General features: G+C 68.8%; 20 protein-coding genes and 7 pseudogenes. 15 read left to right on the forward strand and 12 right to left on the reverse strand.

Features of this window, described 5'->3' with window-relative positions; genetic code table 11:
• Positions 1-205: 205 nt before the first annotated feature.
• A complete protein-coding gene (locus ACFYMM_RS38300) occupies positions 206-409 on the reverse strand; it encodes a hypothetical protein (RefSeq protein ID WP_388395868.1) in 204 nt (67 codons plus the stop codon).
• 161 nt (positions 410-570) lie between these two features.
• Positions 571-771, reverse strand: coding sequence for a hypothetical protein (locus ACFYMM_RS38305; RefSeq protein ID WP_388395870.1), 201 nt, complete (start codon positions 769-771; stop codon positions 571-573).
• 116 nt (positions 772-887) lie between these two features.
• Between ACFYMM_RS38305 and ACFYMM_RS38310 the strand changes: the two genes are divergently transcribed.
• A complete protein-coding gene (locus ACFYMM_RS38310) occupies positions 888-3,797 on the forward strand; it encodes a hypothetical protein (RefSeq protein ID WP_388395873.1) in 2,910 nt (969 codons plus the stop codon).
• A 276-nt stretch (positions 3,798-4,073) separates the two neighbouring features.
• Here ACFYMM_RS38310 and ACFYMM_RS38315 read toward each other — a convergent pair.
• Positions 4,074-4,316: pseudogene (locus ACFYMM_RS38315) on the reverse strand (GNAT family N-acetyltransferase); the annotation flags it as partial.
• Between the two features lie 235 nt (positions 4,317-4,551).
• On the opposite strand from ACFYMM_RS38315, the pseudogene ACFYMM_RS38320 reads away from it, so the two are divergent.
• The 3 genes and pseudogenes from ACFYMM_RS38320 to ACFYMM_RS38330 all read left to right on the forward strand — a co-directional run.
• Positions 4,552-4,955 (forward strand): annotated as a pseudogene (locus tag ACFYMM_RS38320) (phosphotransferase); the annotation flags it as partial.
• Positions 4,956-5,327: 372 nt separating this feature from the next.
• On the forward strand, positions 5,328-6,167 hold the full coding sequence (locus ACFYMM_RS38325) for an RNA polymerase sigma factor SigF (protein WP_388396006.1): 840 nt from the start codon (positions 5,328-5,330) through the stop codon (positions 6,165-6,167).
• Positions 6,143-6,286 (forward strand): annotated as a pseudogene (locus ACFYMM_RS38330) (IS1380 family transposase); the annotation flags it as partial. The gene ACFYMM_RS38325 and the pseudogene ACFYMM_RS38330, both read left to right, overlap by 25 nt.
• Before the next feature lie 50 nt (positions 6,287-6,336).
• Here the strand turns inward: ACFYMM_RS38330 and ACFYMM_RS38335 are convergent.
• Complete coding sequence (locus ACFYMM_RS38335; RefSeq protein ID WP_388395875.1) at positions 6,337-6,501, reverse strand: hypothetical protein; 165 nt, start codon at positions 6,499-6,501, stop codon at positions 6,337-6,339.
• A gap of 403 nt (positions 6,502-6,904) precedes the next feature.
• The gene (arsM, locus tag ACFYMM_RS38340; protein WP_388395877.1) at positions 6,905-7,795 is read right to left on the reverse strand and encodes an arsenite methyltransferase; all 891 of its coding nucleotides are present in this window, start codon (positions 7,793-7,795) and stop codon (positions 6,905-6,907) included.
• Positions 7,796-7,900: 105 nt separating this feature from the next.
• On the opposite strand from arsM, the gene ACFYMM_RS38345 reads away from it, so the two are divergent.
• Genes ACFYMM_RS38345 through ACFYMM_RS38355 form a run of 3 tightly spaced genes read left to right on the forward strand, consistent with a single transcriptional unit; the run spans position 7,901 to position 9,454 of the window.
• Positions 7,901-8,275, forward strand: coding sequence for an ArsR/SmtB family transcription factor (locus tag ACFYMM_RS38345; RefSeq protein ID WP_388395880.1), 375 nt, complete (start codon positions 7,901-7,903; stop codon positions 8,273-8,275).
• Positions 8,272-9,009 carry an aquaporin gene (locus ACFYMM_RS38350; RefSeq protein WP_388395883.1) on the forward strand — a complete coding sequence of 246 codons (738 nt, stop codon included), beginning with the start codon at positions 8,272-8,274 and terminating at the stop codon, positions 9,007-9,009. Before ACFYMM_RS38345 ends, ACFYMM_RS38350 begins: the two co-directional genes overlap by 4 nt.
• A gap of 31 nt (positions 9,010-9,040) precedes the next feature.
• Positions 9,041-9,454 (forward strand): arsenate reductase ArsC, encoded by a 414-nt coding sequence (locus ACFYMM_RS38355; protein ID WP_388395884.1) that lies wholly within the window; start codon positions 9,041-9,043, stop codon positions 9,452-9,454.
• A 470-nt stretch (positions 9,455-9,924) separates the two neighbouring features.
• Here ACFYMM_RS38355 and ACFYMM_RS38360 read toward each other — a convergent pair whose 3' ends face one another.
• Entirely contained in the window at positions 9,925-11,379 is a 1,455-nt protein-coding gene (locus ACFYMM_RS38360; protein ID WP_388395886.1) for an RICIN domain-containing protein, read from the reverse strand.
• 460 nt (positions 11,380-11,839) lie between these two features.
• Positions 11,840-13,132, reverse strand: a complete 1,293-nt coding sequence (locus ACFYMM_RS38365; protein WP_388395888.1) for an RICIN domain-containing protein — start codon at positions 13,130-13,132, stop codon at positions 11,840-11,842.
• Positions 13,133-13,605: 473 nt separating this feature from the next.
• On the opposite strand from ACFYMM_RS38365, the pseudogene ACFYMM_RS38370 reads away from it, so the two are divergent.
• The 4 genes and pseudogenes from ACFYMM_RS38370 to ACFYMM_RS38385 form a co-directional block, all read left to right on the forward strand.
• Positions 13,606-13,806, forward strand: a pseudogene (locus ACFYMM_RS38370) (transposase domain-containing protein); the annotation flags it as partial.
• A 430-nt stretch (positions 13,807-14,236) separates the two neighbouring features.
• On the forward strand, positions 14,237-14,620 hold the full coding sequence (locus tag ACFYMM_RS38375; RefSeq protein ID WP_388395890.1) for a hypothetical protein: 384 nt from the start codon (positions 14,237-14,239) through the stop codon (positions 14,618-14,620).
• Positions 14,621-14,943: 323 nt separating this feature from the next.
• A pseudogene (locus tag ACFYMM_RS38380) lies at positions 14,944-15,417 on the forward strand (helicase associated domain-containing protein); the annotation flags it as partial.
• 672 nt (positions 15,418-16,089) lie between these two features.
• On the forward strand, positions 16,090-16,776 hold the full coding sequence (locus ACFYMM_RS38385) for a DUF4232 domain-containing protein (protein ID WP_388395893.1): 687 nt from the start codon (positions 16,090-16,092) through the stop codon (positions 16,774-16,776).
• Between the two features lie 238 nt (positions 16,777-17,014).
• Here the strand turns inward: ACFYMM_RS38385 and ACFYMM_RS38390 are convergent, their stop codons facing one another.
• From ACFYMM_RS38390 to ACFYMM_RS38405, 4 genes are all read right to left on the reverse strand, one after another.
• Entirely contained in the window at positions 17,015-17,362 is a 348-nt protein-coding gene (locus ACFYMM_RS38390) for a hypothetical protein (RefSeq protein WP_388395896.1), read from the reverse strand.
• Positions 17,363-17,508: 146 nt separating this feature from the next.
• Positions 17,509-17,844, reverse strand: a complete 336-nt coding sequence (locus tag ACFYMM_RS38395) for a serine hydrolase (RefSeq protein ID WP_388395898.1) — start codon at positions 17,842-17,844, stop codon at positions 17,509-17,511.
• Positions 17,834-18,397 (reverse strand): hypothetical protein, encoded by a 564-nt coding sequence (locus ACFYMM_RS38400; RefSeq protein WP_388395901.1) that lies wholly within the window; start codon positions 18,395-18,397, stop codon positions 17,834-17,836. The genes ACFYMM_RS38395 and ACFYMM_RS38400 overlap by 11 nt, the downstream gene beginning before the upstream one ends.
• Position 18,398: 1 nt before the next feature.
• Positions 18,399-18,755: a PadR family transcriptional regulator gene (locus ACFYMM_RS38405; protein ID WP_356394511.1), complete on the reverse strand. Its 357-nt coding sequence runs from the start codon at positions 18,753-18,755 to the stop codon at positions 18,399-18,401.
• Between the two features lie 188 nt (positions 18,756-18,943).
• Here ACFYMM_RS38405 and ACFYMM_RS38410 point away from each other — a divergent pair.
• The 4 genes and pseudogenes from ACFYMM_RS38410 (at position 18,944) to ACFYMM_RS38425 (ending at position 21,267) form a co-directional block, all read left to right on the forward strand.
• Positions 18,944-19,278 (forward strand): annotated as a pseudogene (locus tag ACFYMM_RS38410) (RNA polymerase-binding protein RbpA).
• A 174-nt stretch (positions 19,279-19,452) separates the two neighbouring features.
• Positions 19,453-19,674, forward strand: a complete 222-nt coding sequence (locus ACFYMM_RS38415) for a hypothetical protein (RefSeq protein ID WP_388395904.1) — start codon at positions 19,453-19,455, stop codon at positions 19,672-19,674.
• Positions 19,675-19,759: 85 nt separating this feature from the next.
• Positions 19,760-19,900, forward strand: a pseudogene (locus ACFYMM_RS38420) (IS3 family transposase); the annotation flags it as partial.
• A gap of 164 nt (positions 19,901-20,064) precedes the next feature.
• On the forward strand, positions 20,065-21,267 hold the full coding sequence (locus ACFYMM_RS38425; protein WP_388395906.1) for a hydroxymethylcytosylglucuronate/cytosylglucuronate synthase: 1,203 nt from the start codon (positions 20,065-20,067) through the stop codon (positions 21,265-21,267).
• Between the two features lie 782 nt (positions 21,268-22,049).
• Here ACFYMM_RS38425 and ACFYMM_RS38430 read toward each other — a convergent pair.
• Positions 22,050-22,445: a DUF2267 domain-containing protein gene (locus ACFYMM_RS38430; protein ID WP_388395909.1), complete on the reverse strand. Its 396-nt coding sequence runs from the start codon at positions 22,443-22,445 to the stop codon at positions 22,050-22,052.
• Positions 22,446-22,474: the final 29 nt, after the last annotated feature.

Below are 22,474 nucleotides of genomic sequence, written 5' to 3' on the forward strand. Positions count from 1 at the left end.
CGGTGGCCGTTCTTGTATCCGGGCACTCACTCATACGCCGGGACAAACGCCCGGATCAGGTGGGAGCCCGTACACCACTTCCCTGGACGCAACCCGGAAGCATCCGGTCTGGGGCTACCTCACCCCGCTGGAGACCCGACAGCGACACGAGCAAGAGCACGCCCTCGCAGCGTAAGCAACGAGTGTCCAGCCTTACGGGGAAACTTCACGGCGGCGGATGTGGAGCGGTGAGATACGCCGAAAGTTGGGCTTCAAGATCTGCGACGCGTTTGTCCAGGAAGCGATTGTTCTGGCGGGCGCTCGCCAGACGCTTTTGGAGGCGCGGGTTGTCCTGGGTGAGCTGTCGTACTTGCTGCTTCAGGCCGGTGTTCTCGGTGACGATCCGCTGAAGTGAACCTTCGGCGGACACAGGGCTGACCGGGGCCGTGATGGAGCAGGGCATCCCCCACGGCAAGGCGCAGGGGTACGTCGTTGCCGACGTACCCGAGAAGCGCCGCTGAGAGCATGAGTCGCCGATCGATCCGGCTGCCAGCGGGCGTTGTGGCCGGTGGCGGGATCACCGGCGCAGGCTCAGGGAAGGAACTGGGCGAGTGCTCCGGTGACGGCGGCCGCAAGGGTGATAGCGGCGGCGAAGGTGGTGGCGGCACGCATGAGGGCGGCGGGGTACGTGGCGCCGTCGAGGCGGGCGAGTGTGCCTGCGGCCGCGGCAGCCAGGAACGCGACCACGACGACCAGGGCGGCGGCAAGCAGGATGATGGCGATGCGGTTCACGGCGATCCCCCAGGTGGCTGCGGAACGTTGACGTGACCGAAGGTCGCGGAAACGGTGGTCGCCATGGTCCGGCCGAACGATGATGAACACCGTTGAACACAGGGCTGGGGGTCCATGTGAGCGGGGAAGAAGACGAGCGCGCGGCCGCTCTCATCGAACTGCGCAGGCGGCTGGATGACGGACTGGCCCACAGGAGGCTGACCAAGACCCAGCTCGCCGCCCGGACGAGACTGGGGCGCACGACCCTGCAGGCGGCTTTCCAGCCCGGCGGGCCAGTTCCGTCCGCCGCGACTATCGCGGCACTGGCCAGCCAACTGGGCCTGCAGGTAGAGGAGTTACTGGAGTTGCGACGGGCCGCGGCTGGTGAGGCCGATCTCTTGCGTGCAGGGCAGGAGGGGCCGGGCAGGCCGATCGGGCAGTGGGATCCTCACGACCTGGAGGTCCATCCTGCCGCAACCGTCACCGCCATAGCTGGCTCCGGTTCCCGGCTCCAACAGGCGCTGCCCGGCTATGTGCGCCGCGCCCACGACCAGGTCCTGGCGGCGGCGGTACGTGAGGCTTCGCAGGGCCGCAGCCGAATGCTGGTCCTGGTCGGATCGTCTTCGACCGGCAAGACGCGGGCATGCTGGGAGGCCGTCCAGCCGCTGGCCGCCGAGGGGTGGAGGCTGTGGCACCCTCACGATCCCAGTAGGGCCGAGGCCGCACTCGCCGACCTCGACCGTGTGGCGCCCCGCACGGTGGTCTGGCTCAACGAAGCCCAGCACTACCTCGGCAGCCCCCGGACCGGCGAGCGCATCGCGGCCGCCCTCCATAGCCTTCTCACCCACCCCGACCGCCAGTCGGTCCTCGTCCTGGGCACCCTGTGGCCCGAGTATGCCGACTCCTACACGGTCCTGCCCCGACCCGGTGAGCCTGACCCACACAGCCGGGTCCGCGAGCTCCTGACCGGACACACCCTCACCGTCCCCGACGCTTTCGGCCAGGAAGCGCTCCGCGCCGCCACCGCCCTCGCCCAAGGGGGCGACCGGTTCCTCGCGGACGCCCTCACTCGCGCCCACGCCCACGGCCGGCTCACCCAGGATCTCGCCGGCGCACCCGAACTCCTGCGCCGCTACGAACACGGCACCCCGGCCGCCAGAGCCCTCCTGGAGGTCGCGATGGACGCCCGCCGCCTCGGCGTCGGACTCCACCTCCCGCAGTCCTTCCTCACCGACGCCGCCACCGACTACTTCACCGACCACGACTACGACCAGCTCACCGAGGACTGGGCGGAAGCCGCCTTCGCCTACCTCGCCCGCCCCGTCCACGGCAAACAAGCCCCCCTGCGCCGCACCGCCACCCGCCCTGCGCGACGTCCTCCGGGCACTGCGGCAGCGGCCACCACGCCCGTCCCGGTGACAGGACCGGTCTTCCGCCTCGCGGACTACCTCGAACAACACGGCCGCGGCGGGCGTCACAGACTCTGCCCGCCAGCCTCGTTCTGGCACGCCGCCCACGCCCATCTCACCCACCCCGACGACCTCAATAGCCTCGCCACCGCCGCCAACGGCAGACACCGCTTGCAATGGGCCCACCACCTGCGGCACAAGGCCGCCGACGCCGGCCATCCGGATGTCCTGTTCAAACTGGCGTTGATGAAGGAGGAGGCCGGAGACCGGGAGGGCGCCGAAACCTTCTACCAGCGGGCCGCCGACGCCGGCTTTCCCGAAGGCCTGGCCGAACTGGCGCAGTCGCGGGAGGTGGCCGGAGACCAGGAGGGCGCCGAATCCGTGGCCTGGCAGGCTGCCGAAGCCGGCTACGCCAAGGCCCTGACCGACCTTGCGCGGCTTCGGCATGAGCTCGGGGACCGGGAAGGCGGCGAAATGCTGGCACGGCAGGCTGCCGACGCCGGCCATACCAAGGCCCTGACCGACCTGGCTCACTTGCGGCAGTTGGCCGGGGACCTGGAAGGCGCCGAAAACCTCTACCGGCAGGCCGCCGGAACCGGCGACCCGGGCGCTCTGGCCGACCTGGCCCAATATCGGCACGAAGCCGGGGACTGGGAAGGCGCCGAAAATCTCTACCGGCAGGCCGCTGACGCCTGCGGCCCCGACGCACTGGCCGGCCTGGCCCGATCTCGGCACGGGGCCGGGGACTGGGAAGGCGCCTACCTCCTCGCGTTGCAGGCTGTCGACGCCGGCTATCTGGATGCCCTGGACACCCTGGCGCAGGTACGGGAGATGACCGGCGACCAGGAGGGCGCCGAAGTCCTGGCCCAAGAGGCTGCCGAAGTTGGCTACCCCAGCGTCTTGTTCGACCTGGCGCGGATCCGGGAGGAGGCCGGAGACCGGGAAAGCGCCGAATCCCTCTACCGGCAGGCTGTCGACGCCGGCCGCCTGGATGCGCTGGACATCCTGGCGCGGATGCGGGAGACGGCCAGGGACCGAGAAAACGCCGAAGGCCTGGCCCGGCGGGCTGTCGAGGCCGGCTATCTGAATGCCCTGGACACCCTGGCGCGGATCCGGGAGACGGCCGGGGACCGAGAGGGCGCCGAGACCCTGGCCCGGCGGGCTGCCGAAGCCGGCCACTTCGGCGCCCTGTACGACCTGGCGCGGATCCGGGAGGAGGCCGGAGACCGAGAGGGCGCCGAGACCCTGGCCCGGCGGGCTGCCGAAGCCGGCCACTTCGGCGCCCTGTACGACCTGACGCGGATCCGGGAGGAGGCCGGAGACCGAGAAAGCGCTGAAACCCTCTACCGGCAGGCAGCCGGAACCGGCGACCCGGGCGCGCTCGCTGGCCTGGCACGGATGCGGGAGATGACCGGCGACCTGAGAGGCGCCGAATCCCTCTACCGGCAGGCTGTCGATGCCGGATATCTGGGTGCCCTGGACACCCTGGCGCGGATGCGGGAGACGGCCGGGGACCACGAAGAAGCCGAAGCCCTCTACCGACAGGCAGCCGACGCCGGTCGTCCTCCTCTCGGTGCCAAGAAGAGATGGCCCTACGGACTGGACCCGGACGGTTCGCCCACTCCCCCCTGGCTCTGAACACGCGTGCCCCACCCGCAGCCACACACAGGCCCGAGCGCATCAGGTCGTGGCCGGGCTGCCGACGAACAGCGCAGTGCCGGTGAAGGACGGGCGGCTGCAGCTGGACCGGCCCGACGCGCACGCGGAGGCCGGCGGCCGCCCACGCGGCCGCAAGCTCTACGGCGGACGTCGTCCTGCCCGCGCCGCCCTTTTGGTTCACGACGACGAACACGCGCGGCGCGTCCGCCGGTCGAGAACGTCGCAGGTACGAGGATCTGCGGCCGCCACTCGCGGTACGGCGCCGATCACCGCTCCGCCGAGATCGATCACGAGGCAGCCAGGCCGCCGTCCGGGGATCTCACGCACCTCGCGTTCGAGCTCATCACGCGGTCGAGGACTACCGAGGTAGGTGTACACGTCCGATGAGGCGAACAACTCGATGACCGCCGCACGGTCCCGGGCCCCGGAGCCACGGAGCACGAGCCTCCCGGTCCTGATCGGGGCGGGCGGCCAGGCGACGGCTCCAAGATCAGTCACGCCGACCAGCCAAGCAGCAGGCCTGATATTGATCAAGACTCGCCGACCGGCCAGCTCACCTGGCCGGGAACCTCCTTCTTCTCTCACACCCCCTCCAGCGAGCCACAAACCGCGCTGCTTCGCCCCGCAGGCATAAGGATGGGTTCCAGAGCATGTTGCGAAGGTGCGGAGCTGGAAAGGCCTTTGACGCGCGTCGGCGTCCGGTGGTCGGATCACGTCCATAAGCACAGGGCAGATGCATCCCGGTATGCACCTCATTGACGATGGCCTTGTACGACGGTTGATCACCGGGCAGTTTCCCCAGTCGGCGGAGCTGGCGGTGCAGCGGTGGCCGTCCGGTGGCACGGTCAACGCCATGTACCGGCTGGGCGATGACATGGTCGTAAGGCTGCCGCTGGTACAGAGCGGGGCCGAGGGCGGGTCGATGGAGCAGGAGTGGCTGCCCCGCCTCGCGCCCCACCTGCCACGCGCATCCCCGAGTTGCTCGGGGCCGGGGAGCCGGCTCAGGGGTATCCGTGGCCGTGGTCGGTGTACCGGTGGCTGGAGGGGGAGCTTCCCGAAGCGGGGGCTCTGAGCGAGCCCGTGTTGCTGGCCGAGGGTCTGGCCGCATTCGTGGCGGCGATGCGGAGCATCACGCTGTGCTTGGCGGTGGTCGTGTGGCTTCTGACCTGCGTTTTTCGCGGGTTCGTTGATACTGACCATCATCGGCTCGGCTTCGTCGAAGAGGGGCGCCTCCGCGATCATGTGTTCCTCATCGGCCGTCATCACGACCTCGTCATCATGAGCATGCTCGTCGGACGAGTTCACCCAACTGCACTCGACCGGCGAACTTTGAGCGGGAGAGAGCAGTCCGGCATCACAGCCTCCGTGAAGTCTTCCCAGTTCAAACAGTCCCTGCGGCAGAGCTACGCCCATGTGCCATTGCAGACATGAGTAGACGGTGTTTGGGTAGGCGGCTTGTCCTGGGCCCGTAGCGGGCGGGAAGCGTGCAGGGATGGGGAGGGAAGCATCATGGCGACGGTGACTGCGGCCAAGACGGACATTGCTGAGCTGCCGGAGGTCGCCGATCCCTGCCGGGTTGCGCCCAAGGATGCCCGCGGGCTGTCGCGCTTGTTCTTCGGCCAGCTGGCGGTGCTGGAAGAGGGCACGCCCGAGTACAGCGACGCGCGCAATACGCTGATCGAGATGAACATGTCTCTGGTCCGTTTCGCGGCGGGGCGGTTCCGCAGCCGTGGGCCGCAGGAGATGGAGGACATCGTCCAGGTCGGCATGATCGGCCTGATCAAGGCGATCGACCGGTTCGAGCTGTCCCGGGAGGTGGAGTTCACCTCGTTCGCCATCCCCTACATCGTCGGAGAGATCAAGCGCTTCTTCCGCGACACCACCTGGGCCGTGCACGTGCCGCGCCGGCTGCAGGAAGCCCGCGTCCACCTCGCCCGCGCCACCGAAGAACTCCGCAGCCGCCTGGGCAGGACACCGACGGTCAAAGAACTGTCCGAGCTGATGTGCCTGTCCGAAGAGGAAGTCGTCGAGGCCCGGCTCGCCGCCAACGGCTACACCTCCGCTTCCCTGGACGCCGCCCTGAGCACCAGCGAAGACGGCGAGAGCGCCCTGGCTGACTTCATCGGCACCGATGACCAGGCCCTGGAACTCGTGGAGGACTTCCACGCACTCGCCCCGATGATCTCCGCGCTCGATGAACGCGACCGGCAGATCATTCACATGCGGTTCGTGGACGAACTTACCCAGGCGCAGATCGGCGAGCGCCTCGGCGTCTCCCAGATGCACGTCTCCCGGCTGCTGTCCCGCACCCTGGCCCGGCTACGCGAAGGCATGCTCACCATCCGCTGATGGGCTTCGTCGACCAAGGCATGGACGGGTCCGGAGAGCCGGTGGCCGCTCTGCCCAAGGCCGGGAACGCGGGCAGCAACACCGCCGCCGATCACATCACCACCACCCAGCTGGCCCTGGACGTGATGAGCCGGGCAGGTCCGCCCTGCCCGGCTGCTACCGCCGGACGTCAGGCGGCGCTGAACTCGTGCGCAGGGCCGCCGCGCCACTCCACCCACTGCGGTTCGTCCACGATGGCCTCGGGGCCGGCGACACCCGCGCCCTCGAGGAACACGACCAGGTCGTGGTCGTTGTAGGCGGTGCCTAGCATCTCGTCCCGGCCGTGCCAGTGCACGAAGACACTCCCGCCACCTGTACAGAAAGGCTGGTGTACGACGATCGGCTCGCTGGTCACGCCTCCCAACGAGCTCGCGGCAGGCTCAGGCGGCGAGTCGGCTGACGGTCAGGAGGTATCGCCGGGACAGTCGAAACGGCCCAGGACTCCGGGACGCAGCTCATACATCGCGCGCCCGCCGATGTCGAACCGCCCCGGCCTGAGGGTGCCGAGACTCGTCAATCGGTGCTGCGGGAAAGCAGGAGGGGCAGGCGGCCCCCGGACAGCCGGGGCGCCCACGTGCGGTCACAGGCTGAGGTAGCAGCGCACCGTCGTGCCGTCGTCGCCGGCATGTACGCGCACGAGATCGGACAGCCGCATCCGGCGGCTGGCGGACGTGGGCTGTCCGGCAGTCTGTGCCGTGTCAACCCTGGCAGCCGCACCCGGAGGCGCTGTTGGCCTCGGTGGCAGTCAGGGCTGGGTCGGCGGACGTCTCGGCCGAAGTGCAGCAGGCGTTCACCCCGCAGCAGGCATCGGCCGACTCCATCGCCGCGCGGGCAGCTGCGGCCACCGGCTTGGCTGCGCGGACGATGGCGGCGTGCATGCCGTCGGCGACGGCATGGGTCGGGGTGATCGAGATGTCGGTGAACCCCGCGGCCTCAAGGCCCTCCCGGTACTCCGTGAAGGACAGCGCGCCGGCGATGCAGCCGACGTAGTCGCCGCGCTCGCCGCGCTGTTCGGCACTGAGGGTGTCGTCGGCGACGACGTCGGAGACGCCGATCCGGCCGCCGGGCTTCAGCACGCGGAAGGTCTCGGCGAACACGGCGGGCTTGTCGGTGGACAGGTTGATCACGCAGTTGGAGATCACGACGTCGATGGTGTTCGCGGGCAGCGGGATCGCCTCGATGGTGCCCTTGAGGAACTCGACGTTCGTGGCGCCGGCCTTCTCCGTGTTGGCCAGGGCGAGGGCGAGCATCTCGTCGGTCATGTCCAATCCGTACGCCTTGCCGGTGGGGCCGACGCGGCGGTCGGAGAGCAGGACGTCGATGCCGCCGCCGGAGCCGAGGTCCAGGACGCGCTCGCCCTCGCGGAGTTCGGTGACGGCGGTGGGGTTGCCGCAGCCGAGGGAGGCGGCGACGGCTTCGGCGGGCAGGGCGTCGCGCTCGTCGGCGGCGTACAGGGTGGAGCCGAAGTTCTCGTCGACCTCGACCGGCTCGGGCCCGCAACAGGCACTGCCGCCCTCGGTGACCTGCACGGCCGCCGCCGCGTACCGCTGGCGGACGGTCTCGCGCAGGTCGGTGGTCTGCTCGCTCATGTCTCACTCCCAGGTGACGGGCCACGGCAGGGGCCCGGAACGGCTTGTATTGACGTTCATTGATGCAACCTTGCGCCTTGGATCGAAAAACGTCAACATAGAGGTATGTCGAAACAAGAGCTTGAGGTGATCGGCCAGGACGCCGCCTGCTGCCCGGGGCTGTCCGCCGCACCGCTGGACGAGGACCAGGCCGCGGATCTGGCGAAGGTCTTCAAGGCCCTGGGCGACCCGGTCAGGCTGCGCCTGATGTCGATGATCGCCTCACGCGGCGAGGGCGGTGAGGTCTGCGTGTGCGAGCTGACCCCGGCCTTCGACCTGTCCCAGCCGACGATCTCCCACCACCTCAAGCTCCTGCGCCAGGCCGGACTCATCGACTGCGAACGCCGCGGCACCTGGGTCTACTACTGGGTGCTGCCCGCCGTCCTTAACAAGCTCGCCGCATTCCTGACCAGCACGCAGCCCGCTGAGGCCACCGCGTGAACGCCTCCCTCGGCCGCCGCGTCGCCGCCGAGGCGATCGGGACCGGACTGCTGGTGGCGGTGGTGGCCGGCTCCGGCATCCAGGCCGCCGAGCTGTCCCGTGACGTCGGCGTGCAGCTGCTCGCCAACTCCCTGGCCACCGTGTTCGGTCTGGGCGTGCTCATCCTGCTCTTCGGGCCCATCTCCGGCGCGCACTTCAACCCCGCCGTCACCCTCGCCGCCTGGATCACCGGCCGCCGCACCCCGGATGCCCTCGCTCTGCGGGACGTCGCCGCGTACGTGCCGGCCCAGATCGGCGGAGCGATCGGCGGTGCACTCCTGGCTGACGCGATGTTCGCGAAGCCGCTGGTGAAGTTCTCCACCCACGACCGCTCCGCCGGCCACCTGTGGCTGGGCGAGATCGTCGCCACCGCCGGGCTGATCCTGCTCATCTTCGGCCTGAACCGGATCAGCCGCGCCGCGCTCGCCCCGGCCGCGGTGGCCTCCTACATCGGGGCCGCCTACTGGTTCACCTCCTCCACCTCCTTCGCAAACCCCGCGGTGACCATCGGCCGTGCCTTCACCGACACCTTCGCCGGGATCGCGCCCGCCTCCGTCGCCCCGTTCATCGCCGCCCAGCTGTTCGGCGCCGGCCTCGGACTCGGGATCGTGACGACGGTCTACGGCACACACCCCGTTCCGGCGCTGCCCGAGGCCGCCGTCCCGCCCGCACAACCTGAACTCTCCTCCTCCTGACCACCCGCTTTCCTCCGAGAAAGACCCCGCCATGAGCACTCCTGCTTCACCCCCGTCGGTGCTGTTCGTCTGCGTCCACAACGCCGGCCGCTCCCAGATGGCCGCCGCCTTCCTCACCCACCTCGCGGGCGACCGCGTCGAGGTCCGCTCCGCCGGCTCCGCCCTCGCCGACACCGTCAACCCGGCCGTCGTCGAAGCGATGAACGAGGCCGGCATCAACATCTCCGCCGAGACCCCGAAGATCCTCACGACCGAGGCCGTCCAGGCGTCCGACGTCGTGATCACCATGGGGTGCGGCGACACCTGCCCCATCTTCCCCGGCAAGCGGTACCTCGACTGGCAGCTCGACGACCCCGCCGGACAGGGCGTCGAGGCCGTACGCCCCATCCGCGACGCGATCGAGACCCGCGTCCGCGCGCTGATCTCTGAAGTGACCTCCAACTGACGGTCACCCCCACCAGGGCGGACCGCTCAACCCTCAGTGAGAACGCTCAACCTTCGCTGCGACAGAACAACTTGGTCCACCCCACGATCACACCGGCCTGGCCCACCTCACCGCATAAAAGCCCCGAACCTGAGACGGCATCAGCTGCCATGCGATACAACCCCACGACAGTGATCCCACCCCTCAATCTCTCGCCTCATGACAGCGGACCACCCACCCGCAAACACCCACTGACCAGCCCCGTAACACCAACCCCTGGGCCAGCAGGACCGACTCTCACCACCACCGACACCATCCCGAGAAATCGCACCCCGTCGCTGTGCGCGGTGCTCACCCTCGCCTCTTGCCGGGCCGCCCGTCCGAGGCGTCATGACGGACAAGCCCGCGCGGTATGCGTTCGTCGCCTGCCACGTACCGGCGCCGTTTGAAGCGCTCGCCGTTGGTACGTGGCAGGCGATGCGAGGTGGTGATCATCCGACGGCTACGATCCGCCACTGCTGGCTCGTGCTGTTGCTGTCACTCCACTGGCCCAGATCAGATCCATTGCCGGTGCGGCCCATGCCGTCGATGTACTTGCCGGTGGTGCGGTTCTTGATGCGCACGTTGTCGGCATCGGTCAGCACCGACCACTGCTGGCTCCTGCTGTTGCTGTCACCGTACTGGGTGACCGCGGATCCGTCCGAAGTATGGCCTGCCCCGTCCAGGTACAGGCCGGTTGCCCGGTTCTTGATGCGTACGTAGTGCCCATCGTTCTCGACGGTCCACTGCTGCTCGTACCGGTTGCTACTGCCGCTGGCTTCGCCGACGGTGGCCCCACTGGTCGTGCGGCCCTCTCCGTCGACGTACAGGCCGGTCGCGGCGTTGGTGATCCGCACATATGTGCCGCCGCCGTTGCCGATCCCCCAGGCGTACTGCAGACGGGTCAGTCCCGAGGCGTTCACCAGAGACAGCTTGATGCCCGAGCCGGTGCCGCTCTTGCTGGTCATGCTGTACCAGTCGCCGTCGCGCAGCCCCGGCCAGTAGACGCTCCCCATGCCGAAGGTGCGCAGTTCGCTGCTGACGCCCCGGACGTAGTCGGCGAAGAACGAGCCACTGGGAATGCTGTAGTCGATGGTGTTGTAGTGGACGCCGTTCTTGCTGCCCGGGCCCATCGGGCCGCCCCACTCGGTGGCGATCGTGCGGGCGGCGTATCCGCCGATGTATCCGGCGAGGTGGTTCGCCCACTCGGTCTCGTCCTCGTATCCCGCGAAGAACGAGTAGTCGTGCACGGCCAGGAAAGTGCTGTCCAGACGGCTGTCGCGACCGACTGCCGCGACGTCCTGGGCCAGCCCGGCGCCGTCGAGGATCACCCTGGAGCGCGGCACGGAGGGGTACCTGGCCAACCAGCCGCTGTACATGTCGTCCAGGCTGGTCGTGCTGTAACCGTACGGCTCGTTGATGACCTCGAAGTAGGCGTTGGGATTGGAGCCGTACTTCTGTACGACCTTGTCCCACATCTGGTTGAACCCGGCAGTGCTCGCCGGCTTGCCGCCGGTGTACGCCCAGTAGGCGAGGATCACGTTTCCCTTGGTGAGGGCCGTGTCGATCGCCCCGGTGTAGGTGTTCCAGTAGCCAGCGACAGTGGGCTCGTTGATAGGCATGCGCACTGTGTTGGCGTCCGTCGTCGCGTACATCTGGCCAACAATCTGGTCCGCCACGGCGGAAGCCGATGAGTAGGTGTCCGACGCACCGAGACCGGACGGGTACAGTACGCCGTTGACGAAATTGTCTCTCTGGTCGGCCCAGTTCACTCCTCTGAACTGCGATGTGGAAGCATGTGCCGAGTTCGAGCCGGCCGCCAGAATTCCTGCGGCGAGTACGAACACCGCCAGCAGTCTGGTCATCATGGCTGGCGTTCCACGTGTGTTGGCGATCGGGTTTCCCATCGGGTGGTCCCTTCTGTGCCTACAGTCTCTTCGGAGGCTCGCCGTCGGCTCACGGGGCGGACTCGTGTCTCCTGCGGTCCGCCCGAGGGGCCAATCTGGTGGGTCCATTGCAGTCCCAGGTGGGCCAGCAGCGTGCCCTCGGTGGTGCCGCACCTGATACGGCCATGCCCCTTTCCCGCACCGAACGCGCACACCTCACACCCTGCACCGCGGCGGAGTCACGGCACGTGTCTGCGTCGGGCTGATCGCCGCGGCCGCCAAAGAGGCCGGCCTGGCGACGATCGGCCCGTCGGGACCGTCGTGGCGTTGGCCGCCGGGACGTCACTCAGGCGGAACCCGCGAGAGCGCGCGCTGGTTTCGAAGTACGGCCGCGGGTCTCTGCCGGTCGTCGGTCGTGACGCCTCCAGGGAACCTGCCCTGGCCATTCGGTTGCCTGGGTGAAGCGGCGCCGCCTATCGGGCTATCCGAGTGTCCAGTGCTGGTTGGTTCCGCCGTTGCAGGTCCACAGTTCGACCAGGGCGCCGTCCGCGGTGGACCCGCCGGTCACGTCCAGGCACAGCCCGGACTGCGCTCCGGTGATCGTGCCGTTGGCGTTCACGTTCCACTGCTGGTTGGCCCTGCCGTTGCACGGCCAGATCTGCACCTTCGTACCCGGACTGGTGCCCTGCGCGTTGGCGTCCAGGCACATGGTCGAGCTGCCGCTGTACACCGTCAACTGGCCGGAGGACGTACGCGTCCACGACTGGTTGGCCCCGCCGCTGCAGGTGTGGATGTCCATCCCCGTGCCCGCTGTCGTGCTGAGGCCCGGCACGTCCAGGCACTTGCCCGCACCCACCGCGTGGACGGGCCCGCCGCTGGCAGGCGGCGTCGGGCCGTTCGGGGGCGCGTACGGGCACTTCGGCTGGTAGGCCGAGATGCTGGAGGGGTCCGGCAGGGCCGGGCAGAGGAACTGCGTGTAGCGGGTGTCGTCGTCCACGAACAACTTGAGCCACGGGATCAGCAGCTTCATCTCCACGTTGTTCGGACGGGTGTAGTACACGTGGTCCGCTCCGGCGATCTGGCCGAAAGCGCTCTGCGTGGTTTTCGGCAGGGTGGCGTACAAGCCGCTGAGATACGACGGGGTGACGACCGTGTCGTTCTGACCGCCGATGACCAGACTCGGCACCGTGTCGGTGGCCATGCTCAGGCCGTTGCCGGGGAATCCGGGGGCGAGGCCGATCATCGCCTTCAGCGACGGCTGGCGTTCCGCCGCGATGATCGCTCCTGCTCCGCCCGCGGAGTGTCCGAGTACGGACAGCCGATCCGGGTCGATCTCCGCCTTGACAGGGCTGCGCGTGGTCAGCCAGTTCAGCGCCGACAGCAGTTCGGCGGCCCGGGCATCGGCGCCGTCGGTGCGGCTGTTGGTCTCGACGCAGATCACCACGAACCCGAAGGAGGAGAGCCACGGGCCCATCCACGCCTCCTCGTCGGCGCACCGCGCCGTGTAGCCCGGCACGATCGCCAATGCTCCCCATGTGCCCAGGCTGGTGTCCGTCGGGTAGTAGACCACCCCGCCGTTGAAGCCGTTGCCCGGCGCCACACCCATCTGCGCCGTGGCGAACGGACCGCGCGTCGACTCGATACCGGCCACGGTGGGATCAGGGCCACGCTGATACGGGTTGCTCGGGGCGGCGTGCGGCGTGGCCGCGTCCGACGCCGGCGCCGTCACGAACATCGCCGCGACTGCCGCCGCGACGGCTACCAGCGCTGCCACCGCCGCCCGTACCACCCGCCGCCCCGCTCCCGCCCTGCCCGATTTGCTGTCTCCTGGCGCCGACATCGATGTTCGCATGTGAACCTCCCGTAGGAATGGCGAGAGGGCCTGCCTGCCAGCGCTCACGAAGGGATACACAGAAGACCAGGCAGTCCAGTGATGGGATGTATGGCGCGCGTCGCGTTCACTGCTGCATGGAAGGTGCCATAGTGATGTGCTCACTTCAAGTGATAGTTCGTATGTCCCCGTATCGATGAACGCGATCAGGACAGCCGATCTCACACAGAGAGATCCCATGTCATGCCGACGGAGTCTGGGAAGGGGGGCCTCCCCCAAGGCCGGGTAGTTGGCGTTTCCGCAGGTCCTGCAAGCACGTTGAGGGTTCGACGCGAAAGCACAACGGAGCTCGTTGGTACAGGCAGTCGACCAAGACAGCTTGTACGTGAGGAGCTCCGTTGCGGATTCATTCTGCCCTGCCGTCCGCGGTGACGGCCATCACTCGTACGGAGACCGTGGCCGCGGGCCGGTTCGCCCCGGGTCACTTGGGAGAGCTGACCGCCGTGGTGCCGTTCGAGCTCGTGGACGCGGTGCTGACGCAGACGCGGACGGTGCAGCGGCGGCTGCGTGATCTGCCGTCCCGGGTCGGGATGTACTTCCTGCTCGCACAGTCTTTAAGGAGGAGCAGGACCTGCTCTGTGTGGGTACCGGCGGCGCGGATGAGGTAGGTGAAGGTGGTGGCGTCCGGGCGCAGTTGGCCGCTAGGGCGCAGCAGGACGAGGAACTGCCGGAGGATCCACTCGTCGGGGAGGCGCCCGCTGGCGGCGAGCGCCGGGAGGGTGTCGGTCAGCTCGGCCCGCGAGGCGGGCTCGATCGCTGTGGCCGTCGCATCCAGCCGCCAAGCCCACCACGCCTGAAGGCGCGGAAGGTCTTCATCGAGCAGGCCCCGTGCACTGTGGCCGACGGCCGTCGCGAGCTGCTTGAGGACGCCGGAACTGGATCCGCGATAGAACGACGGGACCGGGGAGCCCTCTCTGTCAGCCTTGGGTGAGACGTCCCGCTTCGACGGGTTAGCCTGAGAGGGCACGACAGGAGAATCACCCCCTCATGACCAGCACCACCCCCGCCGAGTCCGATCCGGCTCCCCGGCCGAAGCGCTGTTCCTTCAGTCCCGAGTACAAGCTGCGGATCGTGGCCGAGTACGACGCCGCGCCCAAGAACGAGAAGGGCGCGGTCCTGCGCCGCGAGCGCCTGTACCACTCACACGTCAAGGAATGGCGGGCCGCGCGGGATGCCGGGGCACTCGAGAAGCTGGTCGACGAGCGCACCAGCCCGGCCCGGCCGAAGAAGTCCGCCGCCGAGGCGGAGAACGAGAAGCTGCGCCGCCATGTGGAACGGCTGGTGAAGGAACTGGCCCGGAACAAGGCCGCGTTGGAAGTAATGGGAACAGCTTCTGCGCTCTTGGAAATGATCTCCGAGGGCGCGGACTGAAGGCTGCCGCCGACCCGGTGGTCGACGAGGCGTTCACGGCCATCGAGGGCAGGCTGGGCATCACGGCCGCCTGCCGGCTGACCAGCCGCTCAAGGGTCACCCACTACCGCCGGCTGCGTCCGGCGCCGCCGCGCAGGCCCCGCTCGCCGCAGGTCCAGCCCTCAGCCCTGACGACAGAAGAACGGGCTGCGGTACTGGAGTTGATGAACAGCGTCGAGTACGCCGAACTCCCTCCCGCACCGATCTGGGCCCGCGAGCTGGATGCCGGGCGCTACCACTGCTCCATCTCCACGATGTACCGGATCCTGCGCGAAAAGGGACAGCAACGCCACTACCGCATCCTCACCCACCTCGCGGAGGACGAACCCGGCGGGGTACTGCCCGACATCGCACCCGGCGCCCTCTTCGAAGGCGACGACCTCGGACGATGGCTCCAACAACGCAAGCCAGCCACCTGGAAGCTGCTGTCCACCGAACAGCAGACACGGCTGACCCGGCTCGGCGTCAAGCCCACTGAGGCGCCATCTCCCACCCCTGCGGTCAGGCGCGCGGCAAAGGGCCCCAGCAAGGCACAGCAGGCATTCCAGCGCGGCCTCGCGGCCCTCACCCAGTGGATCGAACGGGAAGGCCGTCGGCCCGTCCCACGCGGCGCGATCGTGGAGATCACCGTCGACGACGAGACCGAGCCCGTGGCCGTGAAGCTGAACGTATGGGTCTCGAACACCAAATCGAGACGCGACAAACTCACCGCGGAGCAGCTGGACGCACTACGGGAACTCGGCATGGAATGGGCATAGCTGCGGAGCCCTCGCCCAGCCCCAGGCTGCCAGCAGCCATGGACGTGGTGCCATCGCGGATGGAGGCACTGCGTTCGGGGGCGAAACGTCTGGTGGTCCACGGCTGGCTGGCCGAGCAGCAGCCGGGCCGGTTCACCCTCACTGCGGGCACGTCCAAGACGCCGCAATACTGCCGCTATTCCGCGGTCACCCGGCCGACTTGCCAGACGAGCGATCCCACGACCTGGGCTTTAGCGTCATAGTGCTCTGCGCTGACAGGACTGCAGGGCTCGGGCGGCCCCCGCACGCAGCGCCCTGGGCAGGGGCCGCCCCGCAAATCCCGCCGGACGGCTGCGAGCGCGGCCTTGCAGATGAATGACCGCAACGCTGGCCGGCTGACGTGCCCCCGTGACGATCATGGCAGCTGGTCAAGATCCACCGGGTCACAGGTCTGTCCCAGCGGGTGCTGGTCTCTGGCAGGCGGGGCAGGGGCGCGGCCGGTGGTGGCGTGTGTTGTGCCACGGCGCGTGTAACAGGCATGTATCCAGCGGGCGATCGGGGGAACGGCTCGCGGTGACTGGCCAGTCCTGTTGTTCAGAAACGCTCGCCGGTACCGACTCCCACCGCTTCGTGCGGAGGCGTCCAGGACGGTACCGAGCGGCCGTCCGCACAACCGACCCGAGGAAGAAGACGATGCGCGTTCACAAGCTCACCCTCGCCGCTCTGGCCGTCACCGCGAGCCTCTCGCTCACCGCCTGTCAGAACGATGGCGGCGGCACGACGGGACAGAGTGGCCCGTCGGCCGCGTCCACCGCTGCTTCCGCGGACAGCGGTGCGGGAGCGAGCAACGGCTCCGGCAAGGGCGGCGGCGCGCAGGCCTCCGACGGCGCCGGCTCCGCCGGGAACGGCTCGGCGGGCAAGAACTCATCCGCGCAGGGCGCGGCGGACGGGACCGGCCAGGCCGCCATATGCCGTACCGACGCGCTTCAGATCACGGCGGTGGACAGCACCATCGACGGCGATCCCGACCGCAGCGTCACGGTGACGATGAAGAACCATGGTGGCCACAATTGCACGATCTCGGGCTACGCGGGTGTCGACCTGCAGCTCAGGGAGGGTTCGCTGTCCGCGAAGCGCACGGGCCAGAAGGCTACCTCGACGGTCCTCAGGAACGGGCAGTCGATCGCCTTCGGCATCCACTACCCGGCCAACGACACGGGCGGCTCCGGCGTCCGCGTCACGGGGCTGCGGGTGACGCCGCCGAACGAGACCAAGACGGTCACCCTCAAGTGGCCCGGCGCCGCCACGCTGCCCGTCACGGACGAGACCACCTCCCGGGTGACGGTCGGCCCGGTGGGCAGCGCCGGCCAGGGCGGCTGACCGTACACCCGGCCGGACGTCCCAGCGGTGCACGAACGACGCGGGGCGGCAGTGATCTCGAAGAACAGCTCGGTCGAGCCATCGCCTCCCCGCCCACAGGCTTGGTCTGCAACCGGCACACGGGCTCGCCCCGGTCTGCAGGAGAGAACCGCTGGGACCATCCCTGTGAACTGCGGGGTTTCGGCGGCCTGGCCCGCTGTCAGGAGAAGCGCCAGCGGGCGGATCTTGCCCACGCCCGCTAACGCGGCGCCAGCGTCCTGGTGAACGTGAGCAGCCGATCGACTTCGGTGAAGTCGGAAGCCGCGTACGTGCGCAGGGCGGCGACCGGGTCCCGTTCCGGGTCGGCGGGGAGTTCGTCCAGGTAGACGATCGCCTCGCGGGCGCCCAGGCCGGTGAGAACGTCCAGCGCGTTGCCGACCAGGCCAAGACCCAGGCCCTGGCCCTGGCCGCGGGCGTACGGGGCGACGGTGACGCTGCGGATCAAGCCGACCCCGTCGATGGGACGCTCCAGGGCGGCCTGGGCCAGGACGCGGCCGCCGCGACGGACCTCCAGGTGCTTGCCCGGCGGTGCGGCGGTGTCGTTCATCTGGACGCCGGCGAGGTGGGGCAGGCCTGCGACGGGCAGCTCGGCACGCAGGTAGCGGCACCCGCCCCAGCTCGTGAAAACCGCTGCTCGAAGAGCTTCCCGGGTGACCCGACGGTGGCGCTCCGGCAGACCGACCAGGCCCCGGCTCAGAGCACTACGGAGGCGACGAACGTCTTGGTGATGCTGCCGACCCGGAACCGGGCGTCGGGCCGCAGCGGTGCGCCGGTGCCCAGGTCGGCAACCCCAGCGGTGGCCGAGATGACCCGGCGTCCGTCCTGCGTGCGTTCCAGGACCCCGGGAACGCCGGCGGCGACGACGGAGTCGAGCAGCGCACGCAGCGTAGTACCGGACGCGCCGAGGGGTCCGGCGCGGGAGGGGCGCCGGTCGCGGCGGGAGCCGCGCCAAGGATGAGGAGCGAGACGGCGACGGCCGACACGGCGGTCCAGGGGCGGCCGGAGCCCCGCCGTAACTTCACTGCGCACCTGCGCTGATACCGGTGCGGTTGCCGCGCCACACAGGCAGCAACCGCCACAGGCGACCGCAGGCGATTGCTCCGGCGACGAGCAGGACATAGGTGAGCGGCGTGTACGCCCCGCCGACGTGGGTGGCCTGGCCCTGGTGCAGGTCGAACGTCAGCGGGCTCTGGAGCCAGGTGACGCCGGCCCAGGTGTAGCTGCCGTCAGCGTGCGTACCCGCGGTGGTGATGGCCTGCTCGTAGGCGTCGGCCGCCTCGCTCAGGAAGAAGTTGAGGACCAGCGGGGCGGTGAGCGCGAAGAGCGCGGCGGCCCACCACGAGTGCCGCGGGCCCTCACCGAACTCGGCGTCCCGGTACTGCGCGGCCAGCTCCCGGGCGCTGCCAAGGCGGTGCAGCGCCTCAGCGGCACCGACCTCCGCGGCGGCCGTCAGCAGGTTGGCGCGGACTTCGCGCCGGTGGGCGATCCGGGTGCGGCTCGGCAGGTCGTACAGGCGCTGGTCGAGTGACCAGACGACCCACTCGACGCGCAGCCGGTCGTACCAGGAGACGGCGTTCGGCATGTCAGGAGCCCTTCTGCGGAGCGGCGGACAGGGGACGGGACAGGACGGCTTCGACTGCGGCGACGTGCCGGGCCCAGCCGGCGGCACCGGCGGCCAGGGCCTCGTGCCCGGCGCCGGTCAAGCGGTAGTACTTGCGCGCCGGACCGCTGGAGGAGGCGACCAGCCGGGAGGCCAGCCGCCCTTCCCGCTCCAGCCGGGCCAGGGCGGGATACACGGTGCCCTCAAGGACATCGGCGAATCCGGCCCCTTGCAGGCGCTGGACCACCTCGTACCCGTACGACTCCCGCTCCGCCAACAGGTGCAGCAGCAGGAGCGACAGGACACCTTTGAGCAGTTGCGGGTCATGGCTGGAGGTCACGACTACAAGACTGTTCCTGGTACTCGGTAATGTCAAGTAGCCGGCGCCTTGGTCGGCCTGAGAGCCGTCCCGGGCGGGCCACCTTGTGCTGGGGGCAGGCCGGGGAATGCTCTACCAGAGGGTGCCCGCACTCTGGGCCTATCCCATGCACATCCAAGGCGTGGACGCCATGGCCGAGGGAGAGCATCATGGCGCAGGGACGCGGCAACATCAGGGGCGCACGGATCGGGTCCGCGCTCGGGGAGCCGGAGCGCGGTGACCTCGCGCCGCGTGCGACAGTGTCGTTCTGGTGCGGCAACGGCACCACACGCAGCTGAACTTCGCGATCGAGGCGGAGGTCCCGCAGGCGTGGGACTGTCCTCGGTGCGGTCTGCCCGCTGGTCGGGATCGCGACGACGTGCCCGTCGCCGAGGGCCACAGCCCCTTCAAGACGCACATGGGCTACGTCCGGCAGCGCCGCACCCAGCAGGAGGGTGAGATCCGGCTGAACGAGGCGCTCGCGAAGCTGTGCGGGACGATCTGACCCCGCCCTTGGCTGCAGGCCTGCGGGAAGCGGCCGGTCTCTGCAGCTGCCGGTCACAGTGGCGGGTGAAACTTCCGTCGGCGGCATGGGCGTCGCGCCGTGTTACGGCTCCGCCATGGGTGCTGGGTGCCACAATTGCGTCGCCAACTCGGCGCCGTGCCAGGGGGATGTCCGATGACCACACCGACCCTGTCCGACTCCGGCACGGTCAACGCCACCATCGCCTTCGCGAACAACGAACACTCGGTCACCGTCCACGGCTACGCGCCTTCCGCGCCGCCGGCGACCGCGAGCGACGGGTCGGTCGGCTCGGTGAGCTACAGCTCCTCGACCCACCTGTTCAGCGTGACCGGCAACGTCGGCAGCGACCACAACGCCACCATCACACTGAAGTAACCGACCCAGCAGCGACGGCCCGCGGAAATCTCGCCACCACTACCAAGGAGGCGGCCGGGATCCGAAGCCCTCTCTGTCAAAATAGGTCGAGCTGGCCACCGCCGAGTGGGTCGACTGGTACTGCCACCGTCGGCTCCACGGCGAAATAGGGCACATCCCATCTGCCGAATACGAGACCAAGCACTACCGCGAAGCCACGAAATCCCAGGTCACAGTCACGACCTAGAGTCTCGATCAAACCCGGAACGGTTCAGAGACCGGCTGGTCGGGCGCTCACTCGTTACAGCGGTCGACTCCTTCGAGGGGCTGAACCTTGGATTGAGCTGTCACCCACCGTGGCATTGGAACCCTGGTCTTATCGCGTAAGCCTGGCGAGTGGGGAGTGGGCATTTGGGCGAGGGCACAGTTGTCACCGCGGCCCGGCACAGCAGCCGTCCATTGCGGATCATCGTTTCAGCGGTCGACTTCGGCTGGGGAAGCGCTGGCAAGCTCTCAAGTGTGCTGCAGGCTCTCACTTCCCGCGCCGCGCTGGAGGTCATCGGGGTCGGCACCGAGCTGGGCCGCCCTGTCCTAGCCGGGCACGGCATCACCGAGTGGCGGCGCGTCGACCCCCGCCGCGATGTTGCGGGGGTGGCGACACTGGTGGCCGAAACCGCCGTGGACTTGGCCGTTGTCGTGCTCGACCCTGTGCTGGCAACCACCCTGCAGGTAGCGGGCTGCCCTGTGGTCTACATCGACAGCCTGCCGTTCTTGTGGACGGAGCACGATCCGCTGCCGGTCGATGTCGCGCTGTACTGTGCACAGCGGACGCTCCCGCTGCCTCCTGCGGCCGACCGTGCTCTGGCCCGGGTGAAAAATCTGGTGTGGGTTGCGCCCATCGTGCCTGAGGCGGCCCAAGAACCGGTGCCGCGCTCCGCAGCAGACCCGGGCGCGGATGGCGGTTACACCGTGGTGAACCTCGGCGGACTGCATTCGCCCTTTACCCACGCCGGGGATCACTCCTACCAGCGGCTGGTCCTCGAAGCGGCGCTCAATGCCCTGGCCGACCTGGATGCGACCCACGTAGTCATCACCGGAAACGTCGAGCCCACATCGGTACCAGCCCCTCCCGCAAGACTGACCGTGGAGACCCGCAGCTGCCCCCATGCGGAATTCACCCAACTCCTCGCCCGCGCTGCCGGAGTCCTCACCTCTCCGGGACTGACAACCATCCTCGAACTGGCCGCCCTGGGCCGGAACGCGGTACTACTGCCGCCGCAGAACCTAAGTCAGGTGTTCAACGGGGACCTGGTCGCCCTGGGCTGCGACAACCGGCTGCGCATCCCCTGGCCGGAGGCGGTGCTGCGCCGAGAGGAGATCCTCGCATGGCACCGTAGGGGCGAGGATTTCGCGGTGGAGCGCATTCGCAGCCGCATCACGGCCGCGGCTGCGAGCAGCGACACCCTTAGGTCCGCAGTACGGTCACTGACCACTGAGATCAATAACGCTGTCCGCTGGGCATGCGACGGGGCACCTTCGTTCTCCTCTATCGCCCAGGACTTCGGCGGCGCCGACCAGGTCGCGCAGGCAATCCTCTCTTTGGCCAGCCGGTAGCGACACGGCCGCGACGGACGGCAGCGCAAGTACCGGTGCGGCTTCGACTCAACCGCGCGACTTGAAACGAGGCTCTATCGGATTCGGACCATGACCGTGAGACTGCGCCTCCAGACGCTACGTGAGACACGGCGATGGGCCCCCAGCAGTAACTGCTGAGGGCATAGCGGGCGGGCCACGCACCTCGCGATGACGGCGCTCCTGCTCACCATGGCGACGCCGAGGACTCAGTCCTGCTTGGGCGTGTCCGCGCCCGCCTTCGCCGCTGTACGCCCGCCTCTTCGACGACGGCCTCCAGAGGGGCGATCACGGCAGCTCACCTACCCCGTGCCCTGTCGGACGCAGAGGCGCGGTCATCACCGCACACCCACGCCAGGGCCGTGCGCACCCCGCGCAGGAACTCGAGGCTGCCGGGCTGATCCTCAGGGATTTCGAGGAGAGCAGCAGTCGCGTTCAACTCAGATGTCAACTGCGGCAGGTCAAGAGCCCCCCGGCCACCTCGACCGGTTACCGGAGGATCCTCGATACGCCCGAGCGCCCACTCGTATGCCGCAGCCGCCCCGATGGAGAACTGTGGCGAGCACACCCTTCGGTGGACCGCCAGGTCGTCAAGTGCACGTTCGACTTCGGCGTAGGGTCGCGCGCCCACTCGCGCGACACCGCCTCCGTTCATGTCTTCAGGCAATGTCACCTCCTCGACATACCCCTCCTCGCCTGTATCCGGCTCCGCTCTTCGGGTGGGCGGCTCCAGACGCGGCGAGCACAGGCCGGCGAGCGGCTCGTCAGGTGCGAACCGGATGGCCGAACAGCAGTCCATAGCCAGGAGGCAATTGGGCGAGAATCTGCTGAACAAGCTGGCTGTCGACGGAGTCCGCCACGGTGTTGAGGACCGCGCTGGTATCCCAGCGCGCAGTCTCCTCGGTTGCACCGTCGATCAGTAGGGCCACCGCCGCGACGAACTCCGTCGGTGTCATTGGCCTGGTGGCTGGCAGCGGATCGAGCAGAAGTGGCTTGCACCTCGGCGGTAGCTGCGCTGCCAACTCCGTGCGGGCCTCGCCGTCAAGTAGGGCCCCTAGTGCAAGCAGGACCGTACGGACGACCCTTTCCGCTTCCTTGTCGGTGGTGTACGCACCGTTCTCACGCACCCGTCCCAGGAACCGATCCCACGGCTGGTTCATTTGAGCGCTCCTTTCGCTTCATGTCCGCT

It is taken from the genome of Streptomyces sp. NPDC006739 (genome assembly GCF_042869815.1).
Classification (GTDB): domain Bacteria; phylum Actinomycetota; class Actinomycetes; order Streptomycetales; family Streptomycetaceae; genus Streptomyces.

Bases quoted from the DNA above. Each gene is read 5' to 3' on its own strand.
- ACFYMM_RS38325 (WP_388396006.1), top strand. From the start codon at position 5,328: ATGGCGACGGTGACTGCGGCCAAGACGGACATTGCTGAGCTGCCGGAG.
- arsM (WP_388395877.1), bottom strand. From the start codon at position 7,795: ATGAGCGAGCAGACCACCGACCTGCGCGAGACCGTCCGCCAGCGGTAC.
- ACFYMM_RS38345 (WP_388395880.1), top strand. From the start codon at position 7,901: ATGTCGAAACAAGAGCTTGAGGTGATCGGCCAGGACGCCGCCTGCTGC.
- ACFYMM_RS38355 (WP_388395884.1), top strand. From the start codon at position 9,041: ATGAGCACTCCTGCTTCACCCCCGTCGGTGCTGTTCGTCTGCGTCCAC.
- ACFYMM_RS38360 (WP_388395886.1), bottom strand. From the start codon at position 11,379: ATGGGAAACCCGATCGCCAACACACGTGGAACGCCAGCCATGATGACC.
- ACFYMM_RS38375 (WP_388395890.1), top strand. From the start codon at position 14,237: ATGACCAGCACCACCCCCGCCGAGTCCGATCCGGCTCCCCGGCCGAAG.
- ACFYMM_RS38385 (WP_388395893.1), top strand. From the start codon at position 16,090: ATGCGCGTTCACAAGCTCACCCTCGCCGCTCTGGCCGTCACCGCGAGC.
- ACFYMM_RS38390 (WP_388395896.1), bottom strand. From the start codon at position 17,362: ATGAACGACACCGCCGCACCGCCGGGCAAGCACCTGGAGGTCCGTCGC.
- ACFYMM_RS38400 (WP_388395901.1), bottom strand. From the start codon at position 18,397: ATGCCGAACGCCGTCTCCTGGTACGACCGGCTGCGCGTCGAGTGGGTC.
- ACFYMM_RS38415 (WP_388395904.1), top strand. From the start codon at position 19,453: ATGACCACACCGACCCTGTCCGACTCCGGCACGGTCAACGCCACCATC.
- ACFYMM_RS38430 (WP_388395909.1), bottom strand. From the start codon at position 22,445: ATGAACCAGCCGTGGGATCGGTTCCTGGGACGGGTGCGTGAGAACGGT.